Below are 15335 nucleotides of genomic sequence, written 5' to 3'. Positions count from 1 at the left end.
CGCCGTCTGGCTGTCGGTGCGTCAGGTGGAGCGTAACCGCCTGACGGCGCTCCAGCAGACCCAGGCTTCCGCTCTGGCTCACCATGTGGAGCGGAGGATGGCGGACCTGGAGCATGCGCTGCGCGTGGCCGCCGGCTACCTCGGGCGCGGCCCGTTGCCGACCCGAGCAGAGTGGCATGACTATGTGGTGAGCCTGGGCCTACCGACCGCCTACCCGGGCGTGCAGGGCTTCAGCTTTGTCGAGTGGATTCCCCGAGCTGACCTGCCTGCCCACGTCCGGCGGGTACGTCAGGAGGGTTCCCCGGACAACGCTGTGGTGCCGGGTGGCTCGTCGGGACCTCTGACGGACGGGGCCAGCGCGATCCTCTACCTGGAGCCGATGAACGCCGAGAACCAGCATGCCTTCGGCAAGGACATGCTGGAGGACGCCACCCACCGACAGGCCATGCTGCAGGCCCGGGATACGGGGCAGGTGGTGACCAGCGGCCCGCTGCTCCTCTACCAGGATGCCAACGGAAAGGACCAGCCCGGTGTCGTCCTCTACGGCCCGGTCTTCCGGGAGGGGCAGCCGGTGGCGACGGTGGCGGAGCGGCGCGCGGCGCTCCGGGGCTGGGTCACCATCCCCCTGCGCGTGAGGACCTTCATCCAGGCCACCCTCACCAAGTATCAGCAGCAGGCGGAATTGAGCCTTGGGGAGCGCGAGCGCGGCCACTGGACCCCACTCTATGAGTCCGGCGTCTCGCGCGCAGTGACGGAAGCGGAGACGACCTGGACCCTCCACATCCCAGGGCGTACCTGGGTCGCTCGGATCGTGCCGAGCGCAGCGTTCTACCGTCAGGTGGGTCATGCCCACCACTGGCAGTTCCTGCTCGGGGGCGCGGTCATCAGCCTGCTGATCTTCACGGTTCTGGTCCTCCAGACGGGCGCCGAAGCCCGCGCCCGGCGGTTGGCACGGCTCCGGGGCGAGGAGCTGCTGGCCAGTGAGGCCCAGTTTCGGGCTCTCTTCGAAAAGGCCCCTTTCGGCATGGCCATCGTGGATTCAGGATCGGGTCGCTTCCTGTCCGTGAATGCCCACCTGGGCAAGATCCTCGGCTACACCCCGGAGGAGCTCCTGACGCGCAACTTCCAGAGCCTCACCCATCCCGAGCACTTGGAGGCGGATCTGGCCTCGGTGCGGGACCTGGCCTCGGGTGCCGTGCCGATCATCCACAAGGAGAAGCGGTATCTCCATCGGGACGGCCATGTGGTCTGGGCCCGCCTGAGCATGGTCAAGCTCCCGGTGACCGTGGGGGACCCCGCCAGGCACCTGTCCATGGTGGAGGACATCACCGAGGCTCGTGCACGGGATTCGCAACTCCGGGCCAGCGAGGAGCGCTTCCGGGAGACCTTCAACCTCTCGCCCGATCCCATGACCCTGACCCGGCTCTCGGACGGCCTGCTGGTGGAAGTGAACCAGAGTTGGTGCGAGCTGACCGGGATTCCCCGAGAGGAGTGCCTGGGGCGCTCCACCACCGAGTTGGGCCTTTGGACCCGCCCCGACGAGCGGGAAGTCTTCGTCGCAGGCATTCAAGAGGCCGGGGCCTATGGTCCGGCGGAGATCACCCTCAAGGGCAGGGATGGCCGGGAGCACAGGCTCCTGGTGACGGCCAAGACCATGGCGTTGGCCGGCGACCCCTGCTTCCTGAGCCTCGGGAAGGATGTGACCCGGCGCTACCAGCTGGAAGAGGCCATGAGGCGCAGCGAAGCTGACCTGGCCCACGCCCAGGAGATCGGCGAGTTCGGGAGCTGGCGGGTGGTCTTTGACGGCGAAGGAGAAGTCTGGTCCGGGTCGGAGGGGCTGCGCCGCCTTTATGGCTTTGGTCCCGATCAGTCCATCACCATGCAGACCGGGCTGGACATGATGCACCCCGAGGACCGGGCTTTCGCCCAGGCGGCCTGGGATGCGGCCCTGGCCGGGAGGGGCCCCAGCGAGTGGGAGCACCGGATCGTCGTCGGTGGAGAGGTCCGCTGGGTGGCCGTGCGGGTGCAGTTCCAGTTCTCTCCTGATGGCCAATTGCAGGAAGCCTCCGGCATCAACCAGGACATCACCCGGAGAAGGGCCGCGGAGCAGGCTCTCCGGAACAGCGAAGCACGTCTCCGCATCCTGGGAGATCAGCTGCCGGACAGCTTCCTGTACCAATACCTGTCCAGGCCAGGAGAGGTCCCCCGTTTCGTCTACCTCAGCGCCGGCGTGGAGCGGCTGTGCGGGGTCAGCCCCGAGGCGGTTCTTGAGGATGCCATGGTGCTGCTGGGGCAAATGGATCCGGCCATGCTGCCCGCCTACTTCGAGGCGGAAGCCACCAGCGCCAGGGAACTCACGCCCTTCGTCATGGACCTCCGCCAGCGCCACACCGACGGGAACTGGCGCTGGTTCCGGGTGCGCTCGATGCCCCGGCCCCAGCCGGACGGCTCGGTCATCTGGGAGGGGATCTCCACGGATGTCACGGACCGCCATCAGAGCCAGCTGCGCCTGGAGGAGAGCGAAGCGCGCTTCCGGGCTGTCATCGAGGACGGGCCCGCACCCCTGTTCCTCCACCGGGATGGGCGGTTCATCTATCTGAACCCGGCCGCGCTCAGGCTCCTGAAGGCCGAGTCCGCGGAGGACCTGCTCGGGCAGCCGGTCCTGGACCGCGTCCACCCCGAGGACCGGGCCCAGGTGGTCGAGCGGATCAGAGTGGCTCTCGCCACCGGAGCAGAAGCCCCCTTGCTGGAGGAGCGCTTCATCGCCATGGATGGCAGTGTCCTTGATGTGGAGGCGGTGGGTCGGGCCGTGACGGTGGACGGCCAGCCCACCATCCTGGTCTTCGCCCAGGACGTGTCGGACCGGAAGCAGGCGGAGGCGGCAGTCGTCCGGGCGCAGAAGGCCGAGAGCCTGGTCCTCATGGCCGGCAGCATCGCCCACGACTTCAACAACATCTTCCAGGGGGTCCTGGGTTTCATCGAGGTCGCCAAGATCAGAGCCGGCCAGAACCTGGAGGTCAGCCAGATGCTCGGCAAGGCCGAGGGCTCGCTGCGCAAGGCCATCGGCCTGTCCTGGAAGATGCTGGACTTCTCCGGTCGGGCCCTGGTGAAGCAGGAGCCGCTGGACCTGGAGGCCTGGCTGCCCGCCTTCGCGGCGACCCTGCAGCTGGAGCTGCCGGCCACCCTCCTCCTGGATGTCTCCTGCGCGCCCGTGCCGTTCATCCTGGGCGACCGGGTCCGCCTCGAAGAGGTGATGCAGGCCCTCCTGGCCAATGCCCGCGAGGCGGCCGAACCCCTGGCGGGCCGGGTGCGGGTGCGGCTCTTCACGGATTTCGGGACAGACCGGCCCGGTCCTGCCTCGCCCGGTACATGGCCCCTGGCGCGGCCCGAGCTGCCCGCCACGGTGTGCCTGGAGGTGGCGGACGCTGGGCCCGGGGTTGCTGCGGCGATCCTGGAACGGATCTGCGATCCCTTCTTCACGACCCACGCCATGGGCCGGGGGCTGGGCCTGGCCTCGGTCGCCGGCATCCTCCAGGGCCATCGTGCCGGGCTGCACCTCTTCAATGGCGAGCAGGGGGGCCTGGTCGTCCGCATGCACTTTCCGCCGAGCGGAGCCTGACGTCACGGTGGTTCCGCCCCGGGCATCCCATGTTCTGGAGCAGCCATGACCCAGACAGTCCAGCAGACGATCACCGCCTTTCTCGAGGCCGGCCCCTTCGCGGTGGTGGGCGCCAGTGTGGATCGCTCGAAGTACGGCAACAAGGTGCTGCGCTGCTACCAGCAGCATGGGCGCGAGGTCTTCCCCATCAACGCGCGGGCCGACGAAGTGGAAGGCCTGAAGGCCTATCCGTCCCTGGCGGTCCTGCCCGTGCCCGTGAAGGCGATCTCCGTCATCACACCGCCCGCCATCACCGAGCAGGTGGTCCGCGATGCCGCGGCCGCGGGCGTGACGCACATCTGGATGCAGCCCGGCGCCGAGAGCAACGCGGCCATCCGGGAGGCCGCAGCCGCTGGCATGACCGTGATCGCAGGGGGGCCCTGCCTGCTGGTGGTGCTCGGTTATCACGAGTGAGGCCGCTTCCGCGGCCTCAGATCAGGGAGCTGGGAAACGTGCGCGGCTAGGCGAGGCCCAGGTTGCGCCGGACTTCCAGCCGGTGCTCCTCATGCGCCTGCACCACCTTCGGGACCTCGCTCCGCCACAGCTTCGAAAAATCGGCGAAGGAGATGATCGGCTTCGCTTCTTCGCCAGGGATCGAGCGTTCGGTTGAGTCCTGCGAGGACATCTCGCGGGAAGTAGGCTTGGCGGTCATGGTTGGGATTCCTCAGAAGAGAAAGGTAAGCGCTTTGCAGCTGGTAGGCAACCACAGAATCAGCAGGTTTTGCCCGTGCCCTGACACTGGCCAGGGCATCCTGGCCCTCGGTCATGCGGCCCGGGCCCTCCTCGTCCACCCGCACGTGGTAGAGCTGAAGGCTGCGGCCCACGCGCGGAGCCAGGCCCAGGAAGGTGAACGGGGCCCAGGCGTGGGCGCGGGCCATCCGGTCCAGGGGCACATAGCGGCCCTCCCGCTCGGAGCGGGCCAGCATGGCCCGGAGCGAGCCCCCGGGCTCCCGGTCGGTGTAGGCCAGGTGGACCTCGCTGCAGCCGGCGCGCCGGATGCGGCCCAGCAGGAAGGCCACGCCCTCGGGCTCGGTGTGGGGCGCGTCGAAGACGGCCCCGAAGGCTGGCCCAAGCGCCAGGGCGCCGGTAGTCTTCCCCGTGGCCTGGCCGCCCATGAAGATGATCACCGGCTCCTGCCGCGCGACGACCAGGGCGCGGTCCCGCAGCCGCTTGCCCAGGGCGTTCAGGTGCACAGAGGCCCGGCCTGCGGGATCCTCCAGGGCCTCGTAGCCCTGGGTGGGGTTGCGCCGCAGGCTGGGCAGTAGGGTCGCCAGCACGTCCCCGTTCACGAGCTGACCCTCCAGGGTGCCGGAGAGGGCGGCGTAGTCATCCAGCGCCCGGTCCGCGTGGCGCGCGAGGTCGGCGGCCTCGTGCTCCAGGGCTGAGCGCAGCTCCCGGCGCTCGTCCTCCGCCAGCTCCCAGTAGGAGCGACGCTGGTGCCAGGCCACCTGCTGCCAGGACGTATCTGAGGTCATCGGGACACAGTAGCCGATTTATGCTGTCAGACATGATGTTCACGACCCCCTCCGTCCTCCTCTTTCCCGGCCAGGGCACCGAGGCGGTGGGCATGTCCTCCGGCTGGGAGGCCCAGCCTGCCTGGGTCACGACCCTTGCCGCTGCCGAGGCGCACACGGGCTATCCGCTGCGGCGGCTCATGACCGAAGGCCCCATCGAGGCGCTGCGCTTCCAGCGCCATGCCCCCTGCGCGGTGCTGGCGCATTCCGTGGGGCTCTACCGATCCTGGCGGATCGCTGGGTTGCCGGTGCCTCGGGCGGCCACGGGGCACAGCATGGGCTTCTACTCTGCGTTGGTGGCGGCGGGCGTCGTTCCGCTCGAAGCCGCGCTCGACCTGCTGGACACCGTGGAGGGGCTGAGTGAGGCCGCCTTCGCCGGTCGCGCCATGGGCATGGCCTTCGTCATCGGCGTGCCGGAACTGGAGCTGCGGCAGGCGCTCCTGGCCCAGCCCGCCTTGGCGTTGTCGAACCGCAACGGCCAGGCGCAGTTCACCGTCTCGGGGCCGGTGGAGGCCCTGGAAGTGCTGGTGGCGGCCCTCCAGCCCAGCGCCTTCAAGGTCGGCCTGCTGCCGGTCCGGCATCCCCTGCACGGCCCCCACATGGCGGCCCTCCTGCCCGCCCTGGCCCGTCGCATGGCCGGCGTGACGCCCTCGGCCCCGGCCTTCCCGCTGCTCTCGCACTTCGATGGACGGCTGCTCACAACGGGCGAGGAAGCCTGGGATGATGGCCTGGCCTCGATCGCGCTGCCCGTGGACTGGCTGGCCGTGGTGGCGCGGCTGGGCGCGCTGGCTTCGCCGCTGGCCGAGTGCGGGCATGGGAGCCAGCTGGCCGGGCTCACCCGCTGGGCCGACCGCGCCCTCCGGGTGGAGAGCCTGCAGCGCCTCCCGCCCCAGGCTTGACCTCCTTTGAGGACCTGTCGGTAAAAGTCGCGAGGCGGATCGGCCTATTCGCTGGATCGTCCCCCTTGGCCTCTGCCATGATTGGGGTTCCCCCGCCACCCCGACCAGGATTCCCCATCCCATGGCCATGCCCACCTTGATCCTCGGAGAGGCCCTCGCCAACCGGTGTTCCCAGGTCCTCTACCGGTGTCTGGAGGAGGTGGGCAGCACCAAGGGTGCGCTCTACCTGCGGATGCCCGAGTCCGGATCCTTCGAGGTGGTGAGCTTCTATGGCTGGCCCCGGGGGACGCGCCCGCCGGTCTCCATCCCGGAGGGCCACCCACTGCTGGTGCACACCCAGCGCGTGCGCCGCGCCTTCGTTGTGAACGATGCCTCCGAGTCCCCAGAGCTGGCCGCCTTCGGCCAGGGCGGCGAGTGGCCCCGGTACCTCATCACGCCCGTCTACCTGGCGGGGGACTGGGTGGGGCTGCTGATCCAGCGCGACCGCATCAAGGGGGGCACCTTTGATGTGGAGCGGGACGAGCCGCCGACTCTGGCCATCTGCGGAGACCTGGTGGAGGCCCTGCGGGAGTTCCGGCTCTACGGCACCACCCCGCGGCCGGACCACGTGCCGCTCTCGGTCCACGTGCCTGATCCCCCGGCCCCGGTCGCCGTGGGTCCGGCGCCGGTGCCGGAAGGCCTGCCCACGGCCTCGGCCATCATCGATGAGGTGGCCCCCGTTGCCGAGCGGCTGCTGCCCTCGGTGGGCGCACCGGCCCCTCCCATGAGGGCACCCGGCGTCTTTGTCGCCTCCTCCGGGCCCCCGGCCCAGGAGCGCATGTACGGCTTCGCCGGCGGGCAGGATGGCTACGCGGCCCTGCCCTGGGAGGCGGACCGCACGCTCAGCGGCTGGGTCGCCCCGCCGCCGCCGAACCCGGAGCGCAAACGTGGCATGGTGCCACCCGAACAGCGGGCCTTCTTCTGGGAGATCGCCGGGTTGCTCAGCCAGATCCTCTCCGCCACGGCGGTGGCGCTCTGGATCGAGGACCCCGAGGAGATCCGGCCGATCCTCGCCTATAGCACGCTGCCCCTGTCCCCGAACCTGCAGCAGCAGATCCTCGCCCACGCCACCTTCCACCTCCCCTCTGTGCAGGAGCAGGACCTCCGGCTCATCACGCGGGTGGACATGATCGAGTCCCCGCAGGTTGACGGTGCCTTCGCCACCTACATGCCCCTGCTGCTGAACGAGACGCTGCAGGGCCACGACCTGATGCTGGTCTTCCGGCAGGAGGACCAGTCCTTCTCCATCTCGGAGCTCGAGGCCATCCAGAAGCTCGGCCGCATCCTGGGCCTGCACATGCAGGAGGCGCGGCTCCACGAGCGCTACCACCATGCCTTCATCTCCGTGAGCCACCGAATCCTGCAGTCCAGCGAGAGCCGGATCCCGACCCTGCGGCCCCACAGCCTGGCTACCGCCCGCCTGGCCCGGGACCTGGCCCTGAAGCTCGAGCTCACCACCGAGGAGGTGGAGGCGGTCAGCATCGGGGCGATCCTCCATGACGTGGGCCTGCTGATGCTGGATCCGCAGATGCTCGCCAAGCCCGAGCTGAACAGTGAGGAGCTGAAGAAGGTCCGCAGCCACCCTGAGATGGCCGCGGTCTTCCTGAAGGACCTGCGCTTCCCCTTCGATGTGGTGAAGATGATCCGGCACCACCACGAGCGCTGGGACGGCCTCGGCTACCCCGAGGGTCTGCGCGAGACCAGCATCCCCATCGGCAGCCGCATCATCGGCCTGATCGAAGCTTACGAGGTGATGACCAGCGGCAAGGGCTACCGGCGCCCCAAGGGCCACCGGCAGGTGCTGGAGGAACTCGACAACGAGGCCGGGGCCCAGTTCGACCCCAAGGTGGTGGCAGCCTTCCGCGAGCTCATCACCCGGAAAGGGGACCGGGGGTAGTACCCTGGTCCTCTGGAGTGCCATCCATGACCCCTCACCGATCCCAGCGCGGCTTCACCATGGCCCTGGCCCTGGCCCTGGCGGTGGTGATGGGGATCATGCTCATGAAGGCAGGGCCCCTGGTGAGCGCCGAGGTCCAGCGCGAGAACGAGGCGGAGCTCATCTTCCGGGGCGAGGCCATCGCCGCGGCGTTCAGGCTCTACGCGACCAAGAATGGGCGCTACCCCATGGACCTCGACGAAGTGATGAAGCTGCGCCCCCGCATCCTCCGCCAGAATTACAAGGATCCGATGACGGCCAGCGGCGAGTGGGAGTACATCACCCAGGTGCGGCCCGGGGCCTCGGGCAACACGGATGGGCTGCCCATCGTCGGCGTCCGCAGCAAGAGCCCCCTGAACAGCATCCGCATGTACCAGAACAAGACCCTGGTGCGGGAGTGGCAGTTCACGGCCGAGCAGAACCTGCTGGGGATCACGGATGACATGGGCCGGTCCAGGGGGCTGCCCAAGGCCGGCAACGCCGCCGTCAAGCCCGAGGCAACCAAGGAATGAGGCTGGGCTGGAGGTCCATGACCCTGCTCCTGGCCTCGGCCCTGGCCCTGGGCGCCCAGGACCTCCGGAGCTGGGCACGGCAGCTGGAAGTGCGGGGCGTGCGGGTCTCGGCCGGACTCTGGGACGCGAACACCGGCAAGGCCATCGAGCGCCACCAGGATGAGCTGGCCCTGGTGCCCGCCAGCACCACCAAGGTGATCTCAACCTATGCGCTGCTCAAGACCCTGAAACCGGACTTCACGGTGGTGACGGAAGTCTGGGGCGACCTGCAGGACGGCGTGGTGCGGGGCGACCTCACCTTCAAGGGGGATGGCGATCCCCTGCTCACCAGCGAGCGCGTGTGGCTGCTGGTCCAATCCCTGAAGAAGCTCGGCGTCCAGCGGATCACGGGTAGCATCCGCTTGGACCAGAGTGCCTTCGACGCCCAGCGGGAACCCCAGGGTTGGGAGAACACCACGGCGGACACCCTGCCCCAGGTGCTGGCCCTGTCCGTGAACTTCAACCGGGAAGAGGCGGGCAAGCTGGTACAGGATCCCGAGCGTCAGTCCCGGGAGATCATCCAGCGGCTCCTCCAGGAGAGCGGCATCCCGGTGGAGGGTCGGCAACCGGTCCCCGGGAACCCGCGCAAGCTGTTGGGCTGGGCGTCCCCCCCGCTGCGGTCGATGGTGATGGACATCAACAAGTGGTCGAACAACTTCATGATCGAGATGCTGGTGCGCAAGTACGGCGCGGGCTCCTGGCCGCGGGGTGTAAAGCGCATCCAGGAGTTCTACCGCACGTCGTTCGGCCTCGGGGCGGAGGCCATCCAGATCACGGACGGCTCGGGCCTGAGCAAGGAGAACCGCCTGTCCGCCCGTACCCTCGCCATCATCCTGCGAGGTGCCTACCACGACTTCGAGGCGGGGCCGGAGTTCGTCTCGTCGTTGAAGATCATCGGGGGCGAGCCCTGGAAGCTGAAGAAGCCGGCCCCCAACCTCATGCGCCAGCTCACCCGGCGTGTGCGCGTGAAGACAGGCCACCTGGACCGTGTCACCAGCCTGGCGGGCTACCTGCAGACCCTGGATGGCCAGGTCCGCGTCTTCGCCATCGTCCTCAATGGCCCCTGCGGCGACGAGGATGTGTGGGATCAGGTCTCAAGATGGGCCAATTGATTCCGGGCCATTGTTGAGCCGTGGGTTGTGCGGGACCATGGGAGTTGAGGAGTCGCCATGCCCCGCATTGCCATCGTGGATGACAGCCGGCTGGTCCGGGCCTTCGCGGCCGGGGCCCTGCGGGCCAAGGGCCACGAGACGGTGGAGGTGGAGCCAACCTCCCTGTTCGAGGTACTGAAGGTGCTCCGGGAGACGCCGGTGGACCTGCTCCTGGCGGACTTCCTCATGCCCGAGTGCCCAGGTGAGAGCCTGGTGCGGGCCTGCCGGGAGGACGTGACCCTCCGGGAATTGCCGATCCTGGTCGTCTCCGCCCATCGCGATGACATCAGCCTGCAGCGCATGCAGCAGATGGGCATCTCCGGGTTCCTGCTGAAGCCCGTGGACGCGCTGACCCTGGTGGCCAAGGTGGCCGAGGCGCTCGAGGGCTGAGCCCGGTTCGGAAGGCTGGTCCCATGGGCATGAAACCGACGCCGGATCCGCGGGGCCTCGCCGCCCTGATCTTCGGCGCCTCCCTGCTGGGCTTCGCGGCCATGCTGGTGCGCTGGGCGGTGCCGGCGGGGCCGCTCGCCGTGGGCTTCTATCGCATGGCCATCGCCCTGCCGTTCGTTGCCTGGCTGGCCCGGGGCACGGCACGGCCCGTCACCGGGCGGGCGCGACTCTGGGCGGTGGCCGCGGGCGTGTGCTTCGTGCTGGATCTCTGGATGTGGCACTCGGCCCTGCACCTCACCAGCGCCGCCAACGCCACCCTGCTGGTGACCCTGGCTCCCATCTGGGTGGCCGTGGTCTCCGTGCTGTGGATGGGCGCCCGGCTGCGCAAGCGCTTCTGGCTGGGTGTGCTGCTGGCCCTGGCCGGGGCCCTGGTGCTGGGCCTGGCCAAGGGGGCCCGCTGGGGCACCGGGCTGGGGGAGCTGCTGGGCGCCCTGGCCTCCCTCGCCTACGGGGCCTTCACCCTGGCCCTGGGCCGCGCCCGGCGGGAGCTCAGCGCCCCCGAGGCCCTGTTCTGGGTGGTGCTCTGCTGCACCATCCTCTTCGGAGTCCTCGGCTGGGCGCAGGGAGAGACCTTCACGGGCTACCCGGCCCGTGCCTGGTGGGCCCTGCTGGCCCTGGGCACGCTGGTCCAGGTGGTGGCCTGGTGGTTCATCACCTGGGGCCTGGGCCACGTCCCCACCAATCTGGGCGCCATGGGCCTGATGACCCAGCCCGTGGCCACCATCATCCTGGGCTGGGTGCTGCTGGCCGAGTCGGTGCGGCCCCTGCAGGGGCTCGGTGCGCTGCTGGTGCTGGCGGGCATCGCCCTCTGCGCCTTTGCGCCACCGGCGGCCGTGAAGGAGGTCACTCCGGCGTGAGGACGCCCTATTCCGGAGTCAGGACGCCCTGCTCCTCGCGGTAGGCGAAGAGCTCCCCGAAGCGGCCCCACGCCACGATGGTCTCGAACGTGGCCTCGGGATCCTCCATAGGCAGGCGCGTGGAGATCTCCTGGAGCAGGGCCTCCTTGGACAGCTCGCCCTCCTCCAGATGCATCATCTCCTGGACGACGCGGAAGAGGCGCAGCTCGAGGAGCTGGGCCCGCCAGAGGTCCTTGCGGTCATCCATGTTGGCGTTCACGAAGCGCTTGCCCAGGGGCGTGAGCAGCACGCTCCGCTTGGGCGTATCCACCAGGTCCAGCATCTCTGCCGCCTTCACGGTGGTGAGCACGCGCTCGAAGGGCACTTGCGTGTGGGAGGCCACATGGAACAGGTCGCTGGCGCCGCCCTGGGCTTCCACGAATTCGAGGAGGCCGAGGATATCCGCGCTCTGCACCATGGGCAGGGGCTCCACCAGATCCTCCTCGGAGGCGCTGAGGACGGGGGCGGTCACCTGCACATCGGGCAGTTCGGCGCTGGTGATGATGTCGTGGAGGTGATCCACCAGCTTCATGAACTCGGGGGAACGGCTGTCCCGCGGGCGGGGCAGGGTCACATCCACGATGGTCCGCAGGGTGCCGGGACTGCCGGACAGGACGGCCACGCGGTCGGCCATGAGCAGGGCTTCGCGGATGGACTGGCTCACCATGACGATGGCCGAGGGATTGCGTTCCTTGTCGGCCCAGATGTCCATGATCTCCGCGCGCAGCGCTTCGGCCGTGAGGGCGTCCACTTGGCTGAAGGGCTCGTCCATGACGAGGACTTCCGGATCCACGGCCAGGGCCCGGGCCACACCCACGCGCTGCTTGGTGCCCCGGGACAGCTCGCGGGGGAAGGCCTCCTCGAAGCCCTCGAGGCCGACCTTGCGGATGGCCTGGTGGGCCCGTTCTCGCACCTCGCCCTCGGGCAGGTTGCGGGCCCGGAGCACCACACGCACGTTCTCCTCGACGGTCATCCAGGGATAGAGGGCGAAGCTCTGGAAGACCATGGCCACGCCCTGGTTGAGCCCGTCGAGCTTCTCGCCGTGATGCCGGACCTCGCCCTGGGTGGGCGGCATTAGGCCCGCGAGTAGGCGGAGCAGGGTGGACTTGCCGGAGCCGTTATGGCCGATGAGGCAGAGGATCTCCTCCGGCCTCACGTCCAGGCGGATGTCCTCCAGGACACGCTGGACCTTGCCTTTGGGACCAGGGAAGCGCATCTGGATGCCGCGGAGTTCACAGATGGGGGAGGTGCGGGCCTGCTGCATGTCCACCTCAGCGATTGAGTGCGTAGCGGGTCTCGGCCAGGCGGTAGAGCGGCACCCAGACGAGACGGTTGAAGAGGACGACCAGGGCGGCCATGAGCAGGGCGCTGGCGGCGAGGTGGGGCATGGAGCCCTGCTCCGTGGCGAGCACCACCTCGGCACCCAGCCCGAAGGTGCGAAGGGTCTGCTGCTTGGCGGTGACGATCTCGGTGACGATGCTGGCGTTCCAGGCGCCGCCGGTGGCCGTGACCCAGCCCGTGACCAGGAAGGGGAATACCGCCGGGAAGTAGAGGGTCCAGCAACGTTTCCACAGGGACAGGCGGTAGGCCGTGGCAGCCTCGCGCAGGTCGCTGGGGATGGCCTGGGCGCCCGCGATGATGTTGAAGAGAAGGTACCACTGCGTGGACAGCACCATGAGCAGCACGCAGCTCACCCCAAGACCGATGCCCACGGACTGGAAGAGCAGGATCAGGGTGGCGAAGATCAGGGAGGACGGGAACGAGGCGGCCACCTGCACGATGGACTGGAGCCGCCGGGACCACTTCGGGGACATGCCGATCCACAGCCCCACAGGCAGGGTCCACAGGGTGGCCAGGAAGGTGGAGAGTAGCACCCGGGACAGGGAGGCGCCGCCCGCCTTGAGCAGCTGCAGCCACTTTGCCCCGCTGACTTCCGCCAACAGGCGCACGACGGAGAGCCCACCCAGGGCCAGCAGCACCAGAATCCCCACCATGGCCGACGTGGCCACCCAGGAGCCGAGCTTGCCCGGCCGCTGGAGCTCCTCGCGGGCCTTGCGGATGAGGGCGGGGCGGGGGGCACGGCGATGGAGGCGCTGGTTGCGGCGCTGTTCCAGCCACTTCAGCAGACGGGAACGGCGGAAGAGCCGCAGCAGCCAGTTGTCGCCGGGCTCCACCTCGGCGCCGTCGTCCACCTGGAAGCGCTGGGACCAGGCGACCACCGGTCGCCAGACCAGCTGGTCCAGGGCGATCACCAGCGCCAGCATGGTGAGGATGGCGTAGACCTGGGCGCGGGTGTTTCCCTGCTCCACGGCCGTGTTCATGTAGGAGCCGATGCCCGGGAGCTGGAAGTTCTTGTTGCCGGCGTGGAAGGCCTCAGCGGACATGAGGAAGAACCAGCTGTTGGCCACGCTCACCATGGAGTTCCACACCAGGCCCGGGGTGGCGAAGGGCAGTTCCACCCAGCGGAGCTTCTGCAGCCAGGTGAAGCCGTAGAGGCTGGAGGTCTCCTCCAGCTCTTTGGGCAGGGTCTTCAGCGACTGGTAGAAGCTGAAGGCCATGTTCCAGGCCTGGCAGGTGACGATGAGCAGCACCGCCGACAGCTCCAGCCCGATGTTGCTGCGGGGGAAGAGCGTCAGCATGAGCAGCAGCACTGGCGGGAGGAAGGCCAGCAGGGGTACGCTCTGGAGGATGTCCAGGATGGGCACGAGGATGCGCTCGGCCACGGGGTCCTTGGCGGCCCAGTAGGCCACCAGCAGGGTGAAGGTGAGGGAGATGGCGTAGGCCGCGACGGCCCGGATGAGCGACAGCAGCAGATACTTGGGCAGGGCCCAGGCGCTGAGGGCGATCTCCACCGTGGGCCGCTGGACGGCGGTCCATTCCTTCCCCACCAGCCAGAGCGCCGCCAGCGTGCCCGCCAGGGCCGCCAGCACGAGGAGGTCGATCCAGCGACGGTGCCGCACAGGCGCCGTCAGCAGGTTCATCGCCTGGCCCCAGACGGTGTCGAGGAAGCGGTGGATCATGGCCGTTCCGTTCGGTGTGAGGCGGCGCGCGGGACGGCGCCGCGTTCCCGTTCAGGGTGCGGAATCAGGGGAGCCGGAAGAGCGGATGGCTGCCGCCTCAGCGGGCGGCGCGTCTCGACGGAGGTTCGGAGAGGTCGGCGTGTCGTCCCATCGAACCTCCTTTCCGGCGCCAGGGCCAGCGGCCAGTCTGACCGCCCCCAAAGGAGGGGGTCAACCCCGCAGATGTGACATTCCTGTGGCCTGGGCCAGGCCCGGGCTCAGGGCCGGGGTACGGCCTGGAGGAGCTGGGTGATGGCCTGGTCCGTGGTGGCCCCGTCGGCCTCGCTCTCGAAGGTGAGCAGGAGCCGGTGGCGCAGCACGTCGGGCGCGAGGTCCACCACGTCCTGCGGCAGCACGTGGTCGCGGCCCTGCAGGTAGGCCAGGGCGCGCGAGGATGACTGCAGGGCCAGGGAGGCCCGGGGGCTGGCGCCACAGCGGAGCTGCTCCTTGCCCTTCCAGGGCTTGCCGTGGCCGGGGCGCGTGGCCTGCACGAGGCGCACGATGTAGGTGCGGATGGCCTCGTCGAGGCGCACCTGCTGGGCCTCACGGCCGGCCTTCAGCAGGCTGGGGCCGTCCACCACGGGATTCACCTCGTCGCCAGTCAGGTGGGCGCGGCGGAGGACCTCGACCTCGTCATCCTGCTTCGGATAGTCCACCCGGAGCTTGAAGAGGAAGCGGTCCATCTGCGCCTCGGGCAGGGGGAAGGTGCCCTCCTGCTCCAGCGGGTTCTGGGTGGCCAGCACCAGGAAGGGATCGGGCAGGGCGAAGCTCTCCTCGCCCAGGGTCACCTGGCGCTCCTCCATGGCCTCCAGCAGGGCGGCCTGCACCTTGGAGGGGGCACGGTTGATCTCGTCGGCCAGCACCAGGTTCGCGAAGATGGGGCCGCGCTTGGGCGTGAAGGTGAGCTGCTTGGGATCGAAGATGAGCGTGCCGACCACGTCGCTGGGCAGCAGGTCCGGCGTGAACTGGATGCGGCGGAAGCTGGTATGGCTTGCGGATGCCAGCGTCTTGATGGTGCGCGTCTTCGCCAGGCCCGGCAGGCCCTCCAGCAGCACGTGACCCCGGCAGAGCAGGGCCACCAGCAGCCGGTTGAGGAGCTGGGGCTGCCCCACGATCACCTTCCGGCACTCGGCGAGGAGGGGTTCCAGGGTGTGGACGAACGGAGTGGCCATGGGGGGTCCG

General features: G+C 69.1%; 12 protein-coding genes. 8 read left to right on the top strand and 4 right to left on the bottom strand.

The window, feature by feature from the left end; genetic code table 11:
• Positions 1 to 25 precede the first annotated feature (25 nt).
• Both WAS25_RS02215 and WAS25_RS02210 read left to right on the top strand, forming a co-directional pair.
• On the top strand, positions 26 to 3619 hold the full coding sequence (locus tag WAS25_RS02215; RefSeq protein ID WP_422309880.1) for a PAS domain S-box protein: 3594 nt from the start codon (positions 26 to 28) through the stop codon (positions 3617 to 3619).
• 45 nt (positions 3620 to 3664) lie between these two features.
• Positions 3665 to 4072 (top strand): CoA-binding protein, encoded by a 408-nt coding sequence (locus WAS25_RS02210; RefSeq protein WP_422309878.1) that lies wholly within the window; start codon positions 3665 to 3667, stop codon positions 4070 to 4072.
• Between the two features lie 89 nt (positions 4073 to 4161).
• Here WAS25_RS02210 and WAS25_RS02205 read toward each other — a convergent pair whose 3' ends face one another.
• On the bottom strand, positions 4162 to 5133 hold the full coding sequence (locus tag WAS25_RS02205; protein WP_422309876.1) for a hypothetical protein: 972 nt from the start codon (positions 5131 to 5133) through the stop codon (positions 4162 to 4164).
• 32 nt (positions 5134 to 5165) lie between these two features.
• On the opposite strand from WAS25_RS02205, the gene WAS25_RS02200 reads away from it, so the two are divergent.
• The 6 genes from WAS25_RS02200 to WAS25_RS02175 all read left to right on the top strand — a co-directional run bounded on the left by WAS25_RS02200 (position 5166) and on the right by WAS25_RS02175 (position 11055).
• Positions 5166 to 6071 carry an ACP S-malonyltransferase gene (locus WAS25_RS02200; protein ID WP_422309874.1) on the top strand — a complete coding sequence of 302 codons (906 nt, stop codon included), beginning with the start codon at positions 5166 to 5168 and terminating at the stop codon, positions 6069 to 6071.
• Between the two features lie 121 nt (positions 6072 to 6192).
• Positions 6193 to 8007, top strand: coding sequence for an HD domain-containing phosphohydrolase (locus WAS25_RS02195; RefSeq protein ID WP_422309872.1), 1815 nt, complete (start codon positions 6193 to 6195; stop codon positions 8005 to 8007).
• 26 nt (positions 8008 to 8033) lie between these two features.
• Entirely contained in the window at positions 8034 to 8558 is a 525-nt protein-coding gene (locus tag WAS25_RS02190) for a type II secretion system protein (RefSeq protein WP_422309871.1), read from the top strand.
• A 17-nt stretch (positions 8559 to 8575) separates the two neighbouring features.
• Positions 8576 to 9709 (top strand): D-alanyl-D-alanine carboxypeptidase/D-alanyl-D-alanine-endopeptidase, encoded by a 1134-nt coding sequence (locus WAS25_RS02185; protein WP_422309869.1) that lies wholly within the window; start codon positions 8576 to 8578, stop codon positions 9707 to 9709.
• Between the two features lie 57 nt (positions 9710 to 9766).
• A complete protein-coding gene (locus tag WAS25_RS02180) occupies positions 9767 to 10138 on the top strand; it encodes a response regulator (RefSeq protein ID WP_422309867.1) in 372 nt (123 codons plus the stop codon).
• 23 nt (positions 10139 to 10161) lie between these two features.
• Positions 10162 to 11055 carry a DMT family transporter gene (locus WAS25_RS02175; protein WP_422309865.1) on the top strand — a complete coding sequence of 298 codons (894 nt, stop codon included), beginning with the start codon at positions 10162 to 10164 and terminating at the stop codon, positions 11053 to 11055.
• Positions 11056 to 11062: 7 nt separating this feature from the next.
• Here the strand turns inward: WAS25_RS02175 and WAS25_RS02170 are convergent, their stop codons facing one another.
• The 3 genes from WAS25_RS02170 to WAS25_RS02160 all read right to left on the bottom strand — a co-directional run bounded on the left by WAS25_RS02170 (position 11063) and on the right by WAS25_RS02160 (position 15325).
• Entirely contained in the window at positions 11063 to 12358 is a 1296-nt protein-coding gene (locus WAS25_RS02170) for a nitrate/sulfonate/bicarbonate ABC transporter ATP-binding protein (protein WP_422309863.1), read from the bottom strand.
• Between the two features lie 7 nt (positions 12359 to 12365).
• On the bottom strand, positions 12366 to 14114 hold the full coding sequence (locus tag WAS25_RS02165) for an ABC transporter permease (RefSeq protein ID WP_422309861.1): 1749 nt from the start codon (positions 14112 to 14114) through the stop codon (positions 12366 to 12368).
• Positions 14115 to 14371: 257 nt separating this feature from the next.
• Positions 14372 to 15325, bottom strand: coding sequence for an AAA family ATPase (locus WAS25_RS02160; RefSeq protein WP_422309859.1), 954 nt, complete (start codon positions 15323 to 15325; stop codon positions 14372 to 14374).
• Positions 15326 to 15335: the final 10 nt, after the last annotated feature.

Source organism: Geothrix sp. (assembly GCF_049292215.1).
Classification (GTDB): domain Bacteria; phylum Acidobacteriota; class Holophagae; order Holophagales; family Holophagaceae; genus Geothrix.
Note: the sequence above shows the minus strand (reverse complement) of the source record. Positions and strands in the feature narration are given on the sequence as shown.